The 19,132-nt window shown below is 47.4% G+C and carries 21 protein-coding genes; 16 read left to right on the top strand and 5 right to left on the bottom strand.

Annotated elements, in window-relative coordinates; genetic code table 11:
* The first annotated feature begins 1 nt into the window (after window position 1).
* The 15 genes from thpR (at window position 2) to panC (ending at window position 13,909) form a co-directional block, all read left to right on the top strand.
* Complete coding sequence (thpR, locus tag D9738_RS17420; RefSeq protein WP_130204991.1) at window positions 2-532, top strand: RNA 2',3'-cyclic phosphodiesterase; 531 nt, start codon at window positions 2-4, stop codon at window positions 530-532.
* 14 nt (window positions 533-546) lie between these two features.
* Window positions 547-1,251: a DNA/RNA nuclease SfsA gene (gene sfsA / locus D9738_RS17415; RefSeq protein ID WP_130204989.1), complete on the top strand. Its 705-nt coding sequence runs from the start codon at window positions 547-549 to the stop codon at window positions 1,249-1,251.
* A gap of 177 nt (window positions 1,252-1,428) precedes the next feature.
* A complete protein-coding gene (dksA, locus tag D9738_RS17410) occupies window positions 1,429-1,884 on the top strand; it encodes an RNA polymerase-binding protein DksA (RefSeq protein ID WP_001155227.1) in 456 nt (151 codons plus the stop codon).
* A 66-nt stretch (window positions 1,885-1,950) separates the two neighbouring features.
* Window positions 1,951-2,847, top strand: coding sequence for a tRNA glutamyl-Q(34) synthetase GluQRS (gluQRS, locus tag D9738_RS17405; protein WP_135383394.1), 897 nt, complete (start codon window positions 1,951-1,953; stop codon window positions 2,845-2,847).
* Between the two features lie 59 nt (window positions 2,848-2,906).
* The gene (gene pcnB / locus D9738_RS17400; RefSeq protein WP_205712960.1) at window positions 2,907-4,304 is read left to right on the top strand and encodes a polynucleotide adenylyltransferase PcnB; all 1,398 of its coding nucleotides are present in this window, start codon (window positions 2,907-2,909) and stop codon (window positions 4,302-4,304) included.
* Window positions 4,301-4,780 carry a 2-amino-4-hydroxy-6-hydroxymethyldihydropteridine diphosphokinase gene (folK, locus tag D9738_RS17395; RefSeq protein ID WP_130260747.1) on the top strand — a complete coding sequence of 160 codons (480 nt, stop codon included), beginning with the start codon at window positions 4,301-4,303 and terminating at the stop codon, window positions 4,778-4,780. Before pcnB ends, folK begins: the two co-directional genes overlap by 4 nt.
* Before the next feature lie 347 nt (window positions 4,781-5,127).
* Window positions 5,128-5,724, top strand: coding sequence for a fimbrial protein (locus D9738_RS17390; RefSeq protein ID WP_130260746.1), 597 nt, complete (start codon window positions 5,128-5,130; stop codon window positions 5,722-5,724).
* Window positions 5,725-5,812: 88 nt separating this feature from the next.
* The gene (locus D9738_RS17385) at window positions 5,813-6,538 is read left to right on the top strand and encodes a fimbrial chaperone (RefSeq protein WP_130260745.1); all 726 of its coding nucleotides are present in this window, start codon (window positions 5,813-5,815) and stop codon (window positions 6,536-6,538) included.
* A gap of 40 nt (window positions 6,539-6,578) precedes the next feature.
* A complete protein-coding gene (locus D9738_RS17380) occupies window positions 6,579-9,179 on the top strand; it encodes an outer membrane usher protein (protein ID WP_130260744.1) in 2,601 nt (866 codons plus the stop codon).
* A gap of 13 nt (window positions 9,180-9,192) precedes the next feature.
* On the top strand, window positions 9,193-9,750 hold the full coding sequence (locus D9738_RS17375; RefSeq protein WP_130260743.1) for a fimbrial protein: 558 nt from the start codon (window positions 9,193-9,195) through the stop codon (window positions 9,748-9,750).
* Between the two features lie 14 nt (window positions 9,751-9,764).
* The gene (locus D9738_RS17370; protein ID WP_130260742.1) at window positions 9,765-10,367 is read left to right on the top strand and encodes a fimbrial protein; all 603 of its coding nucleotides are present in this window, start codon (window positions 9,765-9,767) and stop codon (window positions 10,365-10,367) included.
* A 20-nt stretch (window positions 10,368-10,387) separates the two neighbouring features.
* Entirely contained in the window at window positions 10,388-10,975 is a 588-nt protein-coding gene (locus D9738_RS17365; protein WP_130260741.1) for a fimbrial-like protein, read from the top strand.
* A gap of 11 nt (window positions 10,976-10,986) precedes the next feature.
* Entirely contained in the window at window positions 10,987-12,117 is a 1,131-nt protein-coding gene (locus D9738_RS17360; protein WP_130260740.1) for a fimbrial protein, read from the top strand.
* Between the two features lie 134 nt (window positions 12,118-12,251).
* On the top strand, window positions 12,252-13,046 hold the full coding sequence (gene panB / locus D9738_RS17355; RefSeq protein ID WP_130204969.1) for a 3-methyl-2-oxobutanoate hydroxymethyltransferase: 795 nt from the start codon (window positions 12,252-12,254) through the stop codon (window positions 13,044-13,046).
* An 11-nt stretch (window positions 13,047-13,057) separates the two neighbouring features.
* Complete coding sequence (gene panC, locus D9738_RS17350) at window positions 13,058-13,909, top strand: pantoate--beta-alanine ligase (RefSeq protein ID WP_130260739.1); 852 nt, start codon at window positions 13,058-13,060, stop codon at window positions 13,907-13,909.
* A gap of 81 nt (window positions 13,910-13,990) precedes the next feature.
* On the opposite strand, the gene D9738_RS17345 is transcribed toward panC, so the two are convergent.
* The gene (locus tag D9738_RS17345; RefSeq protein ID WP_130260738.1) at window positions 13,991-14,923 is read right to left on the bottom strand and encodes an Rpn family recombination-promoting nuclease/putative transposase; all 933 of its coding nucleotides are present in this window, start codon (window positions 14,921-14,923) and stop codon (window positions 13,991-13,993) included.
* 273 nt (window positions 14,924-15,196) lie between these two features.
* On the opposite strand from D9738_RS17345, the gene panD reads away from it, so the two are divergent.
* On the top strand, window positions 15,197-15,577 hold the full coding sequence (gene panD / locus D9738_RS17340) for an aspartate 1-decarboxylase (RefSeq protein ID WP_130260737.1): 381 nt from the start codon (window positions 15,197-15,199) through the stop codon (window positions 15,575-15,577).
* A 3-nt stretch (window positions 15,578-15,580) separates the two neighbouring features.
* On the opposite strand, the gene D9738_RS17335 is transcribed toward panD, so the two are convergent.
* From D9738_RS17335 to D9738_RS17320, 4 genes are all read right to left on the bottom strand, one after another.
* Window positions 15,581-16,807 carry a polysaccharide deacetylase family protein gene (locus D9738_RS17335; RefSeq protein ID WP_130260736.1) on the bottom strand — a complete coding sequence of 409 codons (1,227 nt, stop codon included), beginning with the start codon at window positions 16,805-16,807 and terminating at the stop codon, window positions 15,581-15,583.
* Window positions 16,808-16,863: 56 nt separating this feature from the next.
* Complete coding sequence (locus tag D9738_RS17330) at window positions 16,864-17,304, bottom strand: PTS sugar transporter subunit IIA (RefSeq protein ID WP_130260735.1); 441 nt, start codon at window positions 17,302-17,304, stop codon at window positions 16,864-16,866.
* A gap of 104 nt (window positions 17,305-17,408) precedes the next feature.
* Window positions 17,409-18,179 (bottom strand): ABC transporter permease, encoded by a 771-nt coding sequence (locus tag D9738_RS17325; RefSeq protein WP_064525104.1) that lies wholly within the window; start codon window positions 18,177-18,179, stop codon window positions 17,409-17,411.
* Complete coding sequence (locus D9738_RS17320) at window positions 18,176-19,102, bottom strand: ABC transporter ATP-binding protein (RefSeq protein ID WP_000150638.1); 927 nt, start codon at window positions 19,100-19,102, stop codon at window positions 18,176-18,178. Before D9738_RS17320 ends, D9738_RS17325 begins: the two co-directional genes overlap by 4 nt.
* Window positions 19,103-19,132 lie beyond the last annotated feature (30 nt).

Below are 19,132 nucleotides of genomic sequence, written 5' to 3'. Positions count from 1 at the left end.
CATGTCTGAACCGCAACGGCTGTTCTTTGCCATTGACCTACCTGCTGAAATCCGCGAACAGATTATTCACTGGCGCGCCGCACAGTTTCCACCTGAAGCGGGCCGCCCGGTTGCTGCTGAGAATTTGCATCTGACGTTGGCGTTTTTAGGCGAAGTAAGCGCAGACAAAGAGAAGGCGCTCTCACTGCTGGCCGGGCGAATTCGTCAACCCGGTTTTACACTCACGCTTGATGACGCAGGTCAGTGGCTGCGTTCACGCGTGGTATGGTTGGGTATGCGCCAGCCGCCGCGCGGCTTAATCCAACTGGCGAATATGCTTCGTTCTCAGGCAGCACGCAGTGGTTGTTTTCAAAGCAATCGACCATTTCATCCGCATATCACCTTATTGCGCGACGCCAGCGAGGCGGTAACAATCCCACCGCCTGGTTTTAATTGGTCATATGAGGTGAAGGAGTTCACTCTTTATGCTTCCTCGTTTGCCCGTGGGCGTACACGCTACACACCGCTCAAACGCTGGACGCTGACGCAATAAAAAGGATTGTCATAATGGAATTTTCTCCTCCTTTACAGCGCGCCACGCTAATTCAGCGTTATAAACGCTTTTTAGCCGATGTGATCACACCTGATGGTCGTGAATTGACGCTACACTGCCCCAACACTGGCGCGATGACCGGTTGTGCAACGCCTGGCGATACCGTCTGGTATTCGACTTCCGACAATACAAAACGGAAATACCCGCACACCTGGGAATTAACCCAAAGCCAAAGCGGCGCATTTATTTGCGTTAATACGCTTTGGGCGAATAGATTGACGAAAGAGGCTATCCTTAATGGGGAAATTTCGGAGCTATCAGGCTATAGCTCGCTGAAAAGCGAAGTAAAATACGGTGCCGAGCGCAGTCGTATTGACCTCATGTTACAGGCGAGGTTTCGACCTGACTGCTATATTGAAGTGAAATCGGTTACGTTAGCGGAAAATGAGCAAGGTTACTTTCCCGATGCCGTTACCCAACGTGGGCAGAAACATCTTCGGGAGTTGATGAGCGTAGCGGCTGAAGGCCAACGAGCGGTGATTTTTTTCGCTGTACTGCATTCAGCCATTACACGGTTTTCACCCGCGCGCCACATCGATGAGAAATACGCGCAACTATTGTCAGAAGCACAACAGAGGGGAGTAGAAATTCTGGCTTATAAAGCGGAACTTTCTGCTGAAGGTATGGCTCTTAAAAAATCACTGCCTGTTACATTGTAGTAGTGTAAGTAACTGGTTAATTTACATTCTGGTCGCGTGCGCAAATACGCTTTTCCTCACACAGTTGTCAAGTGTTACGTTTAGATAATTGCTATCCGGAAAAGCATCTGCTATTTATAGCGGCCTCATTTTTCCCCCGAACATGGGGATCGATAGTGCGTGTTAAGGAGAAGCAACATGCAAGAAGGGCAAAACCGTAAAACATCGTCCCTGAGTATTCTCGCCATCGCTGGGGTGGAGCCATATCAGGAGAAGCCGGGCGAAGAGTATATGAACGAAGCCCAGCTGGCGCACTTCCGTCGTATTCTGGAAGCATGGCGTAATCAACTCAGGGATGAAGTCGATCGCACCGTTACACATATGCAGGATGAAGCAGCCAACTTCCCGGACCCGGTAGACCGTGCAGCCCAGGAAGAAGAGTTCAGCCTCGAACTGCGTAACCGCGATCGCGAGCGTAAGCTGATCAAAAAGATCGAGAAGACGCTGAAAAAAGTGGAAGACGAAGATTTCGGCTACTGCGAATCTTGCGGTGTTGAAATTGGTATTCGTCGTCTGGAAGCGCGCCCGACAGCCGATCTGTGCATCGACTGCAAAACGCTGGCTGAAATTCGCGAAAAACAGATGGCTGGCTAATTACAGCCGTTCCATCACGTTTACCACAGGCGGGAAATACTCCCGCCTTATTTTTTGTTCAAAGAGATGACAGACACACAGTATATTGGTCGCTTCGCCCCCTCTCCTTCCGGCGAGCTTCATTTTGGTTCTCTGATCGCTGCGCTTGGCAGCTATTTGCAGGCTCGCGCCCGGCAAGGTCGCTGGCTGGTACGCATTGAAGATATCGACCCGCCTCGTGAAGTTCCCGGTGCCGCAGAAACTATCCTGCGCCAGCTGGAACATTACGGCCTGCACTGGGACGGCGATGTTCTTTGGCAATCCCAACGTCACGACGCCTATCGCGAAGCACTCGCCTGGTTACATGAGCAAGAGCTAAGTTATTACTGCACCTGCACGCGTGCGCGTATCCAAAGCATTGGCGGTATTTACGACGGTCATTGCCGAACATTGCATCATGGACCAGACAACGCGGCTGTGCGTATTCGGCAGTTGTATCCGGTCACGCAGTTTACTGATCAACTACGCGGAATTATTCACGCCGACGAAAAACTGGCGCGAGAAGATTTTATTATTCATCGTCGTGATGGTTTGTTTGCCTATAACCTGGCGGTGGTGGTCGATGATCACTTCCAGGGCGTCACAGAAATTGTTCGTGGGGCAGATTTAATTGAACCGACAGTGCGGCAAATCTCGCTGTACCAGCTTTTTGGCTGGCAGGTGCCAGATTACATTCATTTACCGCTGGCGCTAAACGCACAAGGCACTAAACTTTCCAAGCAGAATCATGCGCCTGCGTTACCGAAAGGCGATCCGCGCCCTGTGCTAATCGCGGCACTTCATTTTCTGGGTCAGCAGGCAGAAGCGCACTGGCAGGATTACAGCGTAGAGCAAATCCTTCAGTCAGCCGTCAAAAACTGGACGCTGACCGCCGTGCCAGAGTCGGCAATTGTAAATTCAACATTCTCAAATGCGTCATGCTGAGCTATGATTAGCCGCTATTTTTTTGTCCTGAATGATGTTTGACACTACCGAGGTGTATTATTTTTACCCGAGTCGCTAATTTTTGCCGCAAGGTGTTGAGCCGCGAGGAGAGCGAAGCTGAACAGGCAGTCGCCCGTCCACAGGTGACGGTGATCCCGCGCGAGCAGCATGCTATTTCCCGCAAAGATATCAGTGAAAATGCCCTGAAGGTAATGTACAGGCTCAATAAAGCGGGATACGAAGCCTGGCTGGTTGGCGGCGGCGTACGCGACCTGTTACTTGGCAAAAAGCCGAAAGATTTTGACGTGACCACCAACGCCACGCCTGAGCAGGTGCGCAAATTGTTCCGTAATTGCCGCCTGGTAGGTCGCCGTTTCCGTCTAGCTCATGTGATGTTTGGCCCGGAAATTATCGAAGTCGCCACCTTCCGAGGTCACCACGAAGGCAATGTCAGCGACCGCACGACTTCTCAGCGCGGGCAAAACGGCATGTTGCTACGCGACAACATTTTCGGCTCCATCGAAGAAGACGCCCAGCGCCGCGATTTCACTATTAATAGTCTGTATTACAGCGTCGCGGATTTTACCGTCCGTGATTACGTTGGTGGCATGCAGGATCTGAAAGACGGTGTTATCCGCCTGATTGGGAACCCGGAAACGCGCTACCGTGAAGATCCGGTACGTATGCTGCGCGCAGTACGTTTTGCCGCGAAACTGGGGATGCGCATCAGCCCAGAAACTGCCGAGCCGATCCCACGCCTTGCTACTCTGCTCAACGATATTCCGCCAGCACGCCTGTTTGAAGAGTCTCTTAAACTGTTGCAAGCGGGCTACGGTTACGAAACCTATAAACTGCTGTGTGAATATAATCTGTTCCAGCCGCTGTTCCCGACCATTACCCGTTACTTCACGGAAAATGGCGACAGCCCAATGGAGCGGATCATTGAGCAGGTACTGAAGAATACCGATACGCGTATTCATAACGATATGCGCGTTAACCCGGCGTTTTTGTTTGCCGCCATGTTCTGGTATCCACTGCTGGAAACAGCGCAGAAAATTGCTCAGGAAAGCGGCCTGACCTATCACGACGCTTTCGCGCTGGCGATGAACGACGTGCTGGACGAAGCCTGCCGTTCACTGGCAATCCCGAAACGTCTGACTACGCTAACTCGCGATATCTGGCAGTTGCAGCTGCGTATGTCCCGTCGTCAGGGCAAACGGGCATGGAAACTGCTGGAGCATCCGAAATTCCGCGCCGCCTACGACCTGCTGTCCCTGCGTGCTGAAGTGGAACGCAACGCCGAGCTGCAACGTCTGGCGAAATGGTGGGGTGAGTTCCAGGTTTCTGCGCCACCAGACCAAAAAGGGATGCTCAACGAGCTGGATGAAGATCCAGCACCGCGCCGTCGTACTCGCCGTCCGCGCAAACGCGCGCCGCGTCGCGAGGGTACCGCATGACGGTGGCGTATATTGCCATAGGCAGCAATCTGGCCTCTCCGCTGGAGCAGGTCAATGCTGCCGTGAAAGCATTAGGTGACATTCCGGAAAGCCGCATTCTTGCCGTTTCTTCATTTTACCGTACCCCACCGCTGGGGCCGCAAGATCAACCCGATTACTTAAACGCAGCCGTAGCGCTGGAAACCGCTCTTGCCCCTGAAGAGTTACTCAATCACACACAGCGTATTGAGTTGCAGCAAGGTCGCGTCCGCAAAGCTGAACGCTGGGGGCCACGCACGCTGGACCTCGACATTATGTTATTCGGTAATGAAACGATTAATACCGAACGACTCACCGTTCCGCACTACGATATGAAGAATCGTGGATTTATGCTGTGGCCGCTGTTTGAGATTGCGCCGGAGCTGGTTTTTCCTGATGGCGCATCGTTGCAAAATATACTTAATATTCTGAACACTTCACAACCTGCAATCTGGTAATTTGAATAATTTATATTTACAAATAAACTACAAAAAGTAGTTGATGATAGTAGATATACCATCCCTTCCCAAAAGAAATTATTTCTTATCATAAACATAAACTTGAATTTTCCCACATTAATTATTCTACAATCACCTTTCAAATTATCTAACTTGACATCATTAATCATACAAAAAACAAATAAATTCAATTACATTTCACTAAAAAATCAATTAAAACAAACAAACCAATAAATTAAATAAATACATTCAACCAAATAATAATCACCCCCCTCTTACATAACAACCACATAATCAGTATTATCCGCCAGCTACATTAACTAATATTTTTTGTAAGGATACATGTAATGAAAAAAGCACTTCTCGCGGCCACTCTGGTTTTCACTTCAGGATCTGCACTGGCTGTAGATGGTGGTCATATCGATTTTAACGGTCTGGTGCAATCCGGAACCTGTAAAGTCGGTGTTGTTGATGAAGGCAAACACAGCATCACTACCGATGGCGTAGTTACGCTGGATACTGCTAACGTCAGCGATACGTTTGCAGAAGTAAGTGCAAACACCGTTGGTTTACTGCCTAAAGAATTTATGATTACCGTTGATTGTGCACCAGGCACTGTCAATGTCGCAGCTTTAACCATGGGTTCAGCCAGCTACGCAAACACAAGTGGTACACTGAATAACAATATGAACGTGACTGTTAACGGTATTCAGCCGTCAAAAAACGTCAATATTGCTGTGCATAATATGCAAAAACAGGATGGTAGCGCTGATACTAAACTGGTCAACATGAACAATTCTGCTGAAAAACACCTGCTGAATTTAGATTCAGAAGGTGATGGTCAGTACAAGTTCAATGCTTCCTATGTAAAAGCGCCGAACAGCCAGGATGTTACTGCAGGTCACGTTACCACTAATGCCTTGTACACCATTACTTACCAGTAATAGTTCATTATCTGAGTATAAGGTTTGCCTGAAAGGCAAACCTTATTTTTCTCTTATGTGTATACCTACATTGAGGCAAGGAGTGCTTATGTTTCCCTTCGTAAAAAAAACCGTTAGTGCATTATTTATGAGTACTCTCTTAGCCAGTACTCCAGTATTTGCCGATATTATTATTTCCGGTACGCGTATCATTTATAACGCTGATAAAAAAGATGTTAACGTTCGCCTGGAAAACAAAGGAAATCGTCCTTTATTAATTCAAAACTGGCTGGATACAGGTGACGACAATGCAGATCCCAGCCAAATCAAAGTACCGTTTACCGCCACACCGCCAGTTTCACGTGTTGAACCCAAACGCGGACAAACAGTAAAAGTGATGTTTACCGGGGCAACAACACTTCCTGCGGACAGAGAAAGTGTTTTCTGGTTTAACGTGCTGGAAGTACCGCCTAAACCAAAAGATGCAGAGTCTGACAAAAACTTATTACAACTAGCTTTCCGTACCCGCATCAAACTCTTTTATCGCCCCAGTGGCTTACAGGGTGAACCAGCCGAAGCGCCCGCAAAACTGACATGGAAGTTAAGCAACGCACAGGTACAGGTAAATAACCCAACGCCTTACTACGTTTCATTCAACGATACCACTCTGGAGAGCGGCGGCAAAACCTACACCGTAGACTCCAGCATGGTCGCTCCTTTTAGTCAGGCTAGCTTCGCCGTTACCGGGCTGGCAGGTAACGTGTCATCAGGAAAAATAGTCTACAAAGCCATCAATGACTATGGCGGCAATATTGATGGTTCTGCATCACTCTAATAACCAAACGGATTCTTTTTATATCGCCAGGAATGCAATCTTGTATAAGCTTACTCATCATAAAAACCGTGCCCCGAAAAAGACGATACTAGCTGCCTGCTGCGCCTTGTTCTATAGCGGTAATGGCGCGGCAACAGAAAGTGTAGAGTATGACAGTTCGTTTTTGATGGGAGCAGGATCATCAACAATCGATGTGAAACGTTACACACAAGGAAACCCAACACCACCGGGTGTTTATAACGTCCGTGTATTTGTAAATGAAAAATCTGTCGCTAGTTTAGAGCTGCCCTTTGTTGATATTGGTGAAAATAGCGCTGCTGCCTGTATTACCCGTAAAAATCTTGCACAGATGCACATTAAGCAACCAGAACAACCTGTTACCCTGCTAGCCAGAGAGGGCGAAGAAGGAGATTGTCTGGATCTGGTAAAATCAATTGATCAGGCAGAGATCCGTTATGACGGTGGGGAGCAATTTCTGGAGCTCTCCGTTCCTCAGGCTTATGTGTATAAAAGCTATGGCGGTTACGTCGATCCTTCTTTGTGGGAATCAGGGATAAACGCTGCCATGCTCTCCTATTCACTGAACATGTACCACACCGATTCAGATAATCGAGACAGAGACAGTATCTATGGCGCATTCAATTCTGGCATTAATTTAGGTGCCTGGCATCTGCGCGCACGCGGCAACTATAACTGGTCAAAAGATGGCGGAAGCAACTTTGATTTTCAGGATCGTTACCTTCAGCGCGACATCCCAGCGATCCGTTCACAGATAATTCTTGGTGATGCCTACACTACCGGTGAAACTTTTGACTCAGTCAATGTGCGCGGGTTACGCCTTTACAGTGACAGCCGTATGCTGCCCTCCGTATTAGCCAGCTATGCACCAACTATCCGCGGTGTAGCTAACACTAACGCTAAAGTCACCATTACCCAGAACGGGTATAAAATCTATGAGGCAACCGTTCCGCCTGGTGCATTCACCATTGATGATATTAGCCCGTCCGGGTTTGGTAGTGAACTGGTTGTCACCATTGAAGAGGCCGATGGCTCTACGCGTTCATTTACTCAACCGTTCTCCTCCGTTGTACAGATGCAACGTCCAGGAGTCGGACGTTGGGATTTCAGTGCTGGTCAGGTCATTGATGACAACCTGTACCATGAACCCAACATGGCGCAGGCATCGTTTTACTATGGTATTAATAACCTGTTAACGGGCTATACCGGAGTACAAGTTACTGACAATGATTATATCGCCGGATTATTGGGCCTGGGGATCAATACGGGTATTGGTGCTTTTGCAGTAGACGTAACTCACTCCCGTACCGATATCCCCGATGATAAAACCTATCAGGGGCAAAGTTATCGTATCACCTGGAATAAACTCTTCGAGGGAACAGGCACTTCATTTAACCTTGCTGCCTATCGTTACTCCACACAGAATTATCTTGGTCTGCATGATGCCTTGACATTAATCGATGATGCAAATCATTCATCTGGTGATGAAGATAAAAATACCATGCGAAATTATTCGCGGATGAAAAATCAGTTTACCATCAGTATAAACCAGCCACTGAATATTGCTTATGAAGACTACGGTTCACTCTATTTATCTGGTAGCTGGACAGATTATTGGGCCGCTGCCAATAACCACACTGAATATAACGTGGGCTACAGTAAAAGTGTCCCGTGGGGAAGTTTCAGCGTCAACTTGCAACGTAGCTGGAATGCTGATGGCGATAAAGACGACGCAATGTACCTGAACGTAAGTGTTCCACTGGAGAATATTTTTGGTGGCAAACGTCGTGCATCTGGTTTTCGCAATCTGAATACTCAGGTCAATACCGACTTTAATGGTTCTCATCAAATGAACGTCAGTAGTTCTGGTAGCAGCGAAGACCATTTAATGAGCTACAGCGTTAATACCGGATATAGTCTGGATAATGCATCCGGTGATGTTGCCTCTTTGGGGGGATACCTCAGCTATGAGTCTGCATGGGGAGGGATTTCCGCATCGGCGTCTGCCACCAGCGACAATAATCAACAATATTCAATTAGCACCGATGGTGGATTTGTGTTGCACAGTGGTGGCCTGACATACACCAATAATAGTTTCAGCAGCAATGACACATTGGTTGTTATTAAAGCACCGGGTGCTAAGGGTGCGCGAGTTAATAACAGTAATGATGAAATTGATCGCTGGGGGTATGCCATTACGTCTTCTGTCAGCCCATACCGGGAAAACCAGGTAGGTCTGAATATTGAAACAATGGAAAATGACGTAGAACTTAAAAGTACCAGCGCCACCACAATTCCACGCAGTGGTTCTATTATCCTGACCAGTTTTGAAACGGATCAGGGGCGTTCTGCCGTATTAAATATCATCACTAATAATGGAAAATCTATTCCGTTTGCAGCAGAAGTTTACCAGGATGACATAATGATCGGCAGTATGGGTCAGGGTGGCCAGGCATTTGTCCGCGGAATTAATGATAGCGGAGAATTAATTGTGCGCTGGTTTGAAAATAATCACACCATCGATTGCAAATTACCGTATCGCGTCCCGGCACAACCGCAAACGCTGGGTAGTACCAATACTTTATCATTGAATAATCTAACCTGCCAGTTGGCTAACCACTAATATGGAATATTTTATGAGAAGGATATTAAAAACATCCGTACTAATAGGCTTTGGATTACCTACTATAAGTTTTGCGGCAGATGGGCTTGATGTCGATTTTACTGCAAACATATTAGCCACTACATGTACGATTACTATCGTTCAAGATGGTGGCCCCAAAGTTAATGCTGATGGTGGCGATAATTATAGTCTGACTATTGCCAGCGTTGGATTGGATAACATAGTCACCGGTAATACACTAGCACAAGCCAACTTTAAGTTAGTGGCTTCGGGGTGTAGTAGCGGTTATCAAAAGATTTACACAAAACTATCGGGCGCATCAATTTCAGGTAAATTAATAAAAAATGAAGCGACTACCTCAGCGGCAGCCAATATAGGTATGGGCATCAAACTCAGGGATACCGCAGATTCTGCCTTTATAACACCAAATAATACATTCAGTATTGAATGGTCAGCGGACAATAAAGCCAATGGCCTACCTCTTACTGTTGCGCTACGCGAAACTACAGCAGGAATGGGGAATACCGGTACTTTTCGGGCTAAGGCCACCTTCAACTTCACCTACGAATAACAGGAACCGCAACCATGAAAATAAAAATTATAGCTACAATGATTGGTACTGTTATCGTTAGTGGCGTTACTTTTGTAAATGTCGCTGAGGCTGGTACGCCTTCAGCCTCCCTGACAGTAAATAGTGAAATTACGATGGGTACTTGTACCACTACCTTGCTTGATGCGAGTAATAATTCTATATCTACCATTGCATTTGGTGATGTTTATATTTCTGAACTTTACGCAAAAAGCAAAGTTAAAGTATTCAAAATTCGTTTCAGCGGTTGTGCTGGTATTCCAGGGAAAAGTGCTAAAGTAAAATTAACCCCGAGGACACCAGGGTGCGCAGGCAGTGGAGCTAACACAGCTGCGTTTGCCAATAAATCCAGCAATGGTCCGGCAACAAATGCTGCCGTTGAAGTATGGACAAGCAATATTCCTGAGGGATCTGGTAGTGAGCCGTTCAATTGTTTTAGCGCCAATGCCCTGACAGCCGATCTTTCTGATGCCACCATGACAAAACCTTATGATTATATTTTAAGTGCCCGAATGGTTATTGCTGATAATGGGCCAGTAGCAAATGTCACTCCTGGAGATTTCCTCTCTCCAGCGACCTTTACTATCACTTATCAGTAACAATGGATAAGGATATTATAATGCTTAATAGGCATAATAATTTCGCACTTTATTTAGGGCTGACGACAGCCCTCTGCGCTCCTTTTTGCAGTGCAGGTCAGGATGTAGATCTCACAGCACAGATCATCTCCAGTACCTGTCAGGTGACAGTAGACAATAATATTGTCGATCTCGGTACCGTGACACTGGACTATTTTTCCGACAATGTGACACCAGAAACTGACTATGCCGGTGGCAAGACATTCACCGTTAAAGTTATTTCCTGTGATAATCTACAAACCACACAGTCGCAAATTAAACTAGATTTTCAACCACAAGTTGGGGCTTTTGCTTCGGTAAATAATCAGGTTTTTAGCAATGAATATGAGTTGCAATCTACCGGGGCAAAAAATGTTGGCGTTGTTATTTTTTCAGCACAACCCAATGAACAGACATTCAACGTTCGGGGTACGGACGGAAAATCAAAAGCCATTTATTCAATTCAGTCAAATCAAGTGATTCCATCAATCTGGACGTTTTATTCCCGTATGCAGCGCATTGATGATACCACTCCCCCGACAGCGGGTATGGTGAGAAGTCAGGTCGTCGTTAACGTTTATTACGAATAATAAGGATCATTATGCAAAGAAACAATAACAATCCATTACTTCAACTATGCCATGCAATACTTCTTTTTTTGATATTTTCTGGGTATGTTTTTGCTGATACTGGGGCCGAGTGTTATATAGAAAATGGTTCTAATGGGGATTATACGATGGATATCTCCCCTTCAATCTATCACGTCGTAACGAAACAGGTAACTTCCGTTTCAGAAATGGCTGATGGGGTCTGGGATGTGCCTATTGTTCTTAGAGGAGGAGGCATTGGCTGTAAAGCAGTCTCAGCTGGTGATGAGTCAGTGCATTTTATTGATATTGCAGATGCCACTTTGCAAACGGGGTATGTTAATGAAGTTGGTGCTGCATTATTAAAAACCACTGTTCAAGGGATTGCATACTCAGTAGAATTACTCTGTACAAATTGTGGTCAACGTGAAAAACCGAATATCAATCTTGATTTACGTCTCCTGCCTTCTGGAGAGGATAACTTTACACCAAACCCTGATGTTTGGTGGGTGTGGGCAGATACCGATTATAATTGGTCACTACGTTTTCGTCTCTATTATACGCCTGAGTTTAAACCCCAGGAAGGTGTTTCCAGTGGAAAGATTATGCCGGGGCCAATTGCCCTATGGCGTATTGGTCCTAGTTTCCAACCAACCATTCGGTTTCTTATGCAAAGTGATTCATTAAACTTTACTGTAGAAGAGCCTACCTGTACTACTATTGCGTTGGATCCAACAAAAGGAAATATTAAAGGCAATGAAGTTAGTTTAGGAGATTCATATATTTCTGAAATTAACGAGGGTATTACCAGAGAAGTACCCTTTTCCATTCGTGGAGATTTCTGTTACGCAAACAAAATTACTGTTAAATTGAATGCGAAAAATGCGGCTCCTGATAAAAAACTGATAGGAAAATCATCCGGCTCAGCAACTGGAGTTGGTGTCAAAATTTATTCGACCGCCAATGACAATAAACTTCAATTAAATGCTGATGGTAGCAACGCTGTGGTTCTTAATTACACTAACTGGTCTAACAATCTTCTGTATTTTCCTTTCACTGCACAGTTAGTAAAAGATGGAGGAAGTGGGGTTGTTGACGTGGGTGATTTTACGGGTAAAGCAACCTTCTCTTTTTCCTATGAATAATTAAGCGATTTCTCCCCATTTCGCACCAGAACTCTGCACTGGTGCGAATATCCTCATAACACTAAAAACCATTGCCCGCCTGATATCGACTGCTAGAATGCGAATGGATCTAACTTTAGCCATCAGGATACGTTATGAAACCGACCACCATCTCCTTACTGCAGAAGTACAAACAGGAAAAAAAACGTTTCGCAACCATCACCGCTTACGACTACAGCTTCGCGAAACTGTTTGCTGATGAAGGGCTTAACGTCATGCTGGTAGGCGACTCACTGGGCATGACGGTTCAGGGGCATGACTCCACCCTGCCAGTTACCGTTGCTGATATCGCCTACCATACCGCTGCGGTACGTCGCGGCGCGCCAAACTGCCTGCTGTTGGCTGACCTGCCGTTTATGGCGTATGCCACGCCGGAACAAGCCTTTGAAAACGCCGCAACGGTTATGCGTGCCGGTGCCAATATGGTCAAAATTGAAGGCGGTGAGTGGCTTGTTGAAACGGTACAAATGCTTACCGAGCGCGCAGTTCCTGTATGTGGTCACTTAGGTTTAACGCCGCAGTCAGTGAATATTTTCGGCGGCTACAAAGTACAGGGGCGCGGCGATGAAGCGGGCGATCGACTGCTCAGCGATGCATTAGCCTTAGAAGCCGCTGGTGCACAACTGCTGGTGCTGGAATGTGTGCCGGTTGAGCTGGCAAAACGCATTACCGAGGCACTGGCGATCCCGGTTATTGGTATTGGTGCAGGCAACGTCACTGACGGGCAGATCCTCGTGATGCACGACGCCTTTGGCATTACCGGCGGTCACATTCCTAAATTCGCTAAAAATTTCCTCGCTGAAACGGGCGACATCCGTGCTGCCGTGCGGCAGTATATGGCTGAAGTGGAGTCCGGCGTTTATCCGGGCGAAGAACACAGTTTCCATTAAGGAGTGACGTTGTGTTAATTATCGAAACCCTGCCGCTGCTGCGTCAGCAAATTCGCCGCCTGCGTATGGAAGGTAAGCGCGTGGCGCTGGTGCCAACCATGGGTAACCTGCACGATGGCCATATGAAACTGGTCGACGAAGCCAAAGCCCGCGCCGATGTGGTAGTGGTCAGTATTTTCGTTAACCCAATGCAGTTCGACCGCCCGGAAGATCTGGCTCGCTATCCACGCACTTTGCAAGAAGACAGCGAAAAACTGAACAAGCGCAAAGTCGATCTGGTTTTCGCGCCCTCGGTAAAAGAGATCTACCCGAACGGTACTGAAACCCACACCTATGTTGATGTTCCTGGCCTTTCGACCATGCTGGAAGGTGCCAGCCGTCCGGGACATTTTCGCGGCGTTTCGACTATCGTCAGCAAGCTGTTTAACCTGGTCCAGCCGGACATCGCCTGCTTCGGCGAAAAGGACTTTCAGCAACTGGCGCTGATCCGCAAAATGGTTGCCGATATGGGCTTCGATATTGAGATTGTCGGCGTACCGATTATGCGTGCGAAAGACGGTCTGGCGCTGAGTTCCCGTAACGGTTATCTGACGGCAGAACAACGCAAAATTGCGCCCGGTCTGTACAAAGTTTTAAGTTCGATTGCCGACAAATTGCAGGCTGGCGAGCGGGATCTCGATGAAATTATTGCCATTGCAGGGCAAGAACTGAATGAAAAAGGCTTCCGCGCTGATGATATTCAGATTCGCGATGCCGACACGCTGCTGGAAGTCTCTGAAAACAGCAAACGGGCAGTAATTCTGGTAGCCGCCTGGCTTGGCGATGCTCGCCTGATCGACAACAAAATGGTCGAGCTGGCGTAATACTTAACTGGCGCTACAGCTGATGGCGCCAGTTATTCATTGCCACGATATTTGTAAGCGATTGTTCATATCGTAGACAACTTAGTTAATCAGCTTATCAAGCTCAGCAAGAGGTAAATTTGCCATCTCTGCAACGTCTTCTCGAGACATCCCTTTACTCAAAAGACGCTGGGCGAATTCCTGCCTTTCTTCTTGTCTTGCCTCCTGTCTCCCTTCCTGTCTTCCCAGCTGAATCCCTTTCTCAATCCCTTTCTCAATCCCTTTCTCTTCAAACCACTGCGCCAACGTCATCATAGACTCCCCTCCTGTTTCCCTGTCTCTCACCACACCGTAAAACAAATCCGCTTGTTCAGTATGACCGCGTTGCAGCATATAGTTTTGCATGGCAACTAACTGACTTCCGCTAGTGTACCCTTCGTCAATCAGCGTGACCAGTTGCTCCAGCAATAACATTAAGTCGCGCTGGCGAATATGTTTTTGCAGCAGTTCGAGAATCGCAATCCGCCGATGTTGCATGATTTCGTCATCCGGTGTGATGGTGATGTCCACCAGCGGGAATGGACTGTTATAGACGCGTCGCGCCAGCTCCGGTGAGTAAAACATATCAAACCAGCACATTGAGAGTGGATAAGGTGTGACCTCGCCCTGATAAAACAGAATCGGCACCACCAGCGGCAGCTTATCGTGATCCGCCTCCAGATGCCGGTGCATGGCAGCAATAGAATAACGCATCATGCGAAAGGCCATTTTTTTGTCCGGCTTGCTTTGGTGTTCAATCACAACGTGCAGATAACCGGGATTGCCCTGCATTTGCACGGAATAGAGCACGTCCGTGCTGTGTCCTTTCAGGCTCTCTTCAATGAAACTCCCCGACTCTAAATGAAGCGTGTTGAGGTCACAAAGTTCGCGTAATTCCACTGGCAAATGGATATCCAGGAAGTCGCGAGCCGTCTCCGCATGCATTAAAAATTGTTTAAATACCGCGTCATGCGGTGTGGTACTCGGTGCGTCCATCTTCCCTGCCTTCCGTGTGGCCCTGAGTGAAGGCAGTATCCAGTCAAGGCGTGCCGTCGTCAGCCACCTCTTTATTGTTTACCGAGCAGCGTTCAGAGAAATTTCAATTGGTTACAGGCGTTACATGGCAAGCTTCGGCGCGGTACGCAAACTGCTGGTGCAAATGCCACCAGATCAGTAGACACTTATCAAAAATCGGGCAATACTGCGTGAGAATTTCCTCAAAGCAGGCATCGCCTGCTTCGTTAACGACAGGGTAGAAAGGTAGAAGTTATGATTCGCACGATGCTGCAGGGCAAACTCCACCGCGTGAAAGTGACTCATGCGGACCTGCACTATGAAGGTTCTTGCGCCATTGACCAGGATTTTCTTGACGCAGCCGGTATTCTCGAAAACGAAGCCATTGATATCTGGAATGTTACCAACGGCAAGCGTTTCTCCACCTATGCCATCGCGGCAGAACGCGGTTCGAGAATCATTTCTGTCAACGGTGCGGCGGCCCACTGTGCCAGCGTCGGCGATATTGTCATCATCGCCAGCTTCGTCACTATACCAGATGCAGAAGCCCGTACCTGGCGCCCCAACGTTGCCTACTTTGAAGGCGACAATGAAATGAAACGTACCGCGAAAGCGATTCCGGTACAGGTTGCCTGATAATCACCCCTGCGGCTGGTTACTCACCAGCCGCGACATCGTCTCCAGCGAATCTGTCCTTAAAATATACAGCCGCTTTAATAAATACGGATTATCCCCCGGTTTTACTTTACCTTTCATGGTCGTCACCGCCAGATGAAATCCGGCATCATTTGCCGCCTTTACCGCTTTGTCATTAAATCCACCAAATGGATACGAAAGATACAAGACTCGAGGATTAAATTGGTTTAGCGCCCGGCGAGAGCGTTCGAAATCAAACAGAATATTATGCTCACTGCGGCTGAGTAATATGGGTCGGCGATATCCATCTACCCGATGCAAAAAATGAGTATGTGACTGGAAATCAAAAACATCGCTGACATCAAGCAGTTCAGAAACACTCATAAACTGTAATGACTGCGGATTCCATTTCTGTGGATGACGTTTGATGCGAGAGGTAATAATAAATGCCGTCGCCTTCATACCGTATTCTTTCAGAATGGGATATGCATAACGACTCACTGATTTCAAGCCATCATCAAACGTCAGCACCACCGCGCGAGCCGGAAGATTCAACGAATTACGCAGATACCCTTCCAGTTGATACAAGGTTAACGTGGTATATCCACGATCGCGTAACCAGGTCATCTGGTTATTGAAAGCTCGCACCGACGTCGTGGTCGAAGTATGACGAAAACGGGTGTTCTCTTCATCGCGTAAAATATGATGGTAGGTCAATACAGGAATACCGTTATCCTGCTGCGCATCCAGTGCACTGATATAGGCCAGTCGTTCGCCAATACGAATTTGATACCAGGTTTGATTCAGGCGATCTTTTAATTTATTAATAATGGGATAACGCAAATTATCGGCCAACACGCCAAATGGCGCACTACCCGCATCAGGCGCGTTGTATATCGGAGTATCTTTCCATGTAATAAGATTTTGGTTACTCAGTGGCTTATTCAGATCCCCCAGACCATCTTCAACTTTTTGCCGCCCTTGTACAGGTTCCAGATGCCCTTTATCAATATACCCCGTAGCAAAACCAAAATTGAATTCATAATAATCGGCAGCGGTTGGGATGACCGAAATAATCTGCCCGGCGCGAATGTTGCCGACGGTTACCGTTTTGTCGCCAATTTTTCCCCAGATAGCTGCATCCTGAGTGGTTTGCATATAACGCGCGGGAAGCGCTGCGCCGACACCAGATGAAACCAGCAGCAGTAAAAAAATAATCTTTTTAATCATGAGAAAACTACCAGGCGAGAAACAGCGCCGTTAGTGTAGCAAAATCGGAATGCGATTTAATACTCGAACCAATTATGCTTGAGGACAAAGGGGGGATTTTTTTGTTGTTGGTGCCAGAGACTACTGACTTCAGGCCCACCCAGTTCGACAATTCGCTCGCGAAACTCCGCACTGGATAACGTTTCACGGTAGGCCAGCATCTGCTCAATTAACAGTAACGTGACACCAGAAATCACTTCGCAACGGGAATGTTTGTGGCTTAATAACGATGCAACACGATAAGGCGCAGCACCTGCAATATCGGTTAAAAAGATAACCCCATCGCCAGAATCTGTTTCATGCAGAGCATCGCACATCATGCGGCTGAGCATATTGGAACTTAATCCGCGCCAGAAATTCACCGCCCGGCACTGGATAAGTGCGCCATGTTTTTTTTCCAGCGCATCCAACATCTCTTGCGCCCGGTCGTCGTGACAGGTAATTACCCAACCTAACATTACCTTCCTCCTTAGCTGAAAATCAGTCTACCCTGACCATTGTTGATAAAGGGTGATAGTCGTCAAAACTCCTCTCCCCCGAATCCAGAGGAGAGGAACTAGCCTTAGCTGCGCAGACCGCGTCCGCGCTGGATCAGCGACCAGCAGATCAGATAAAACGCAATAATAAAAATAACCAGCACACCAAAAGTAGTAACCAGCGGCACATCATTAATGCCGAGGAAGCCGTAGCGGAATCCACTGATCATATAAACGATTGGGTTGAGATGCGACAGCCCCTGCCAGAACGGTGGCAGCAAGGTCAGTGAGTAAAACACCCCGCCCAAATACGTGAGTGGCGTTAACACAAAGGTTGGTACCAGGCTGATGTCATCAAACGTTTTGGCAAACACACCATTAAGCAATCCGGCAAGAGAGAACAACACCGCCGTGAGCACCAGCGTTAAAGCGACAAATACCCACGAATGCACCTGAAACGGTACAAAGAACAGCGAAATTGCTGTCACCAGCATACCAACAAGCAGTCCGCGCGCTACGCCACCGCCGACATATCCGGCAATAATGACGTGAGTCGGAACCGGAGCGACCAGCAGTTCTTCAATATTACGCTGGAACTTGGCGCCAAAAAATGATGAAGCGACGTTGGCGTAGGCATTGGTGATTACCGACATCATGATCAGCCCCGGAACAATGAACTGCATATAGCTGAAGCCATGCATATCGCCAATACGCGAACCAATCAGGTTACCGAAGATGATAAAGTAAAGGGTCATGGTGATAACCGGTGGCACCAGCGTCTGTATCCAGATACGCATAAAGCGATGGATCTCTTTCGCCCAGATGCTTTTTAACGCCACCCAGTAAAGATGCATCATGTGCGATCTCCTTGTTTTTCATTAACCAGTGAAACAAACAACTCTTCCAGACGGTTAGCTTTGTTACGCATACTTAATACCTGAATGCCCTGCTCACTTAACTGCGTGAATACGCTGTTGATCCCCTGCTCACGCAGCACTTCAACTTCCAGCGTGGCGGTATCTACCAGTCGGTACTGATAGCCATCGAGCTTCGGTAACGGGCTTTTCGGTGCGAGATCGAGAATAAAGGTTTCTGATTTCAGCTTTGCCAGCAGTGCCTTCATCGAGGTATTTTCCACCAGTTCGCCGTGCTGAATAATGCCGATATTGCGGCACAGCATTTCTGCTTCTTCCAGGTAATGCGTGGTAAGAATGATGGTGGTGCCTTTGTCGTTTAAATCCTTCAAAAAGCCCCACATTGAGCGACGAAGTTCGATATCCACGCCTGCCGTTGGCTCGTCCAGAATCAGCAGTTTAGGTTCATGCATTAACGCACGGGCGATCATTAAACGGCGCTTCATCCCGCCAGATAACATACGCGCACGTTCGTTACGTTTTCCCCACAAATCGAGTTGTTTAAGATACTTTTCGCTGCGGATGTACGCTTCTTTGCGCTCTACACCGTAGTACCCCGCCTGATTCACCACAATTTGCTGTACGGTTTCAAACGGGTTGAAGTTAAATTCCTGTGGCACCAGTCCCAACTGACGTTTAGCGTTGACGACATCTTTTTCAAGATCGTAACCAAATACGCTGACCCGCCCGGAGGTTTTATTTACCAGAGAGCTGATAATACCGATAGTGGTTGATTTTCCGGCCCCGTTCGGCCCGAGAAGCGCATAAAAATCACCCGCTTCGACTTGCAAATCTATCCCACGAAGCGCCTGAACGCCGCCTGGATAGGTTTTTTTAAGCTGTTGAAGTTCCAGTGCAATGGTCATAAATTTTTACTTACCTTACGTTCTTACACT

It is taken from the genome of Escherichia sp. E10V5 (assembly GCF_004212315.1).
Classification (GTDB): domain Bacteria; phylum Pseudomonadota; class Gammaproteobacteria; order Enterobacterales; family Enterobacteriaceae; genus Escherichia.
The sequence above is the reverse complement of the archived record's forward strand: the minus strand, read 5'-3'. Positions and strand labels throughout refer to the sequence as shown.

Bases quoted from the DNA above. Each gene is read 5' to 3' on its own strand.
- thpR (WP_130204991.1), top strand. From the start codon at position 2: ATGTCTGAACCGCAACGGCTGTTCTTTGCCATTGACCTACCTGCTGAA.
- sfsA (WP_130204989.1), top strand. From the start codon at position 547: ATGGAATTTTCTCCTCCTTTACAGCGCGCCACGCTAATTCAGCGTTAT.
- dksA (WP_001155227.1), top strand. From the start codon at position 1,429: ATGCAAGAAGGGCAAAACCGTAAAACATCGTCCCTGAGTATTCTCGCC.
- gluQRS (WP_135383394.1), top strand. From the start codon at position 1,951: ATGACAGACACACAGTATATTGGTCGCTTCGCCCCCTCTCCTTCCGGC.
- folK (WP_130260747.1), top strand. From the start codon at position 4,301: ATGACGGTGGCGTATATTGCCATAGGCAGCAATCTGGCCTCTCCGCTG.
- D9738_RS17390 (WP_130260746.1), top strand. From the start codon at position 5,128: ATGAAAAAAGCACTTCTCGCGGCCACTCTGGTTTTCACTTCAGGATCT.
- D9738_RS17385 (WP_130260745.1), top strand. From the start codon at position 5,813: ATGTTTCCCTTCGTAAAAAAAACCGTTAGTGCATTATTTATGAGTACT.
- D9738_RS17375 (WP_130260743.1), top strand. From the start codon at position 9,193: ATGAGAAGGATATTAAAAACATCCGTACTAATAGGCTTTGGATTACCT.
- D9738_RS17370 (WP_130260742.1), top strand. From the start codon at position 9,765: ATGAAAATAAAAATTATAGCTACAATGATTGGTACTGTTATCGTTAGT.
- D9738_RS17365 (WP_130260741.1), top strand. From the start codon at position 10,388: ATGCTTAATAGGCATAATAATTTCGCACTTTATTTAGGGCTGACGACA.
- D9738_RS17360 (WP_130260740.1), top strand. From the start codon at position 10,987: ATGCAAAGAAACAATAACAATCCATTACTTCAACTATGCCATGCAATA.
- panB (WP_130204969.1), top strand. From the start codon at position 12,252: ATGAAACCGACCACCATCTCCTTACTGCAGAAGTACAAACAGGAAAAA.
- D9738_RS17345 (WP_130260738.1), bottom strand. From the start codon at position 14,923: ATGGACGCACCGAGTACCACACCGCATGACGCGGTATTTAAACAATTT.
- panD (WP_130260737.1), top strand. From the start codon at position 15,197: ATGATTCGCACGATGCTGCAGGGCAAACTCCACCGCGTGAAAGTGACT.
- D9738_RS17335 (WP_130260736.1), bottom strand. From the start codon at position 16,807: ATGATTAAAAAGATTATTTTTTTACTGCTGCTGGTTTCATCTGGTGTC.
- D9738_RS17330 (WP_130260735.1), bottom strand. From the start codon at position 17,304: ATGTTAGGTTGGGTAATTACCTGTCACGACGACCGGGCGCAAGAGATG.
- D9738_RS17325 (WP_064525104.1), bottom strand. From the start codon at position 18,179: ATGATGCATCTTTACTGGGTGGCGTTAAAAAGCATCTGGGCGAAAGAG.
- D9738_RS17320 (WP_000150638.1), bottom strand. From the start codon at position 19,102: ATGACCATTGCACTGGAACTTCAACAGCTTAAAAAAACCTATCCAGGC.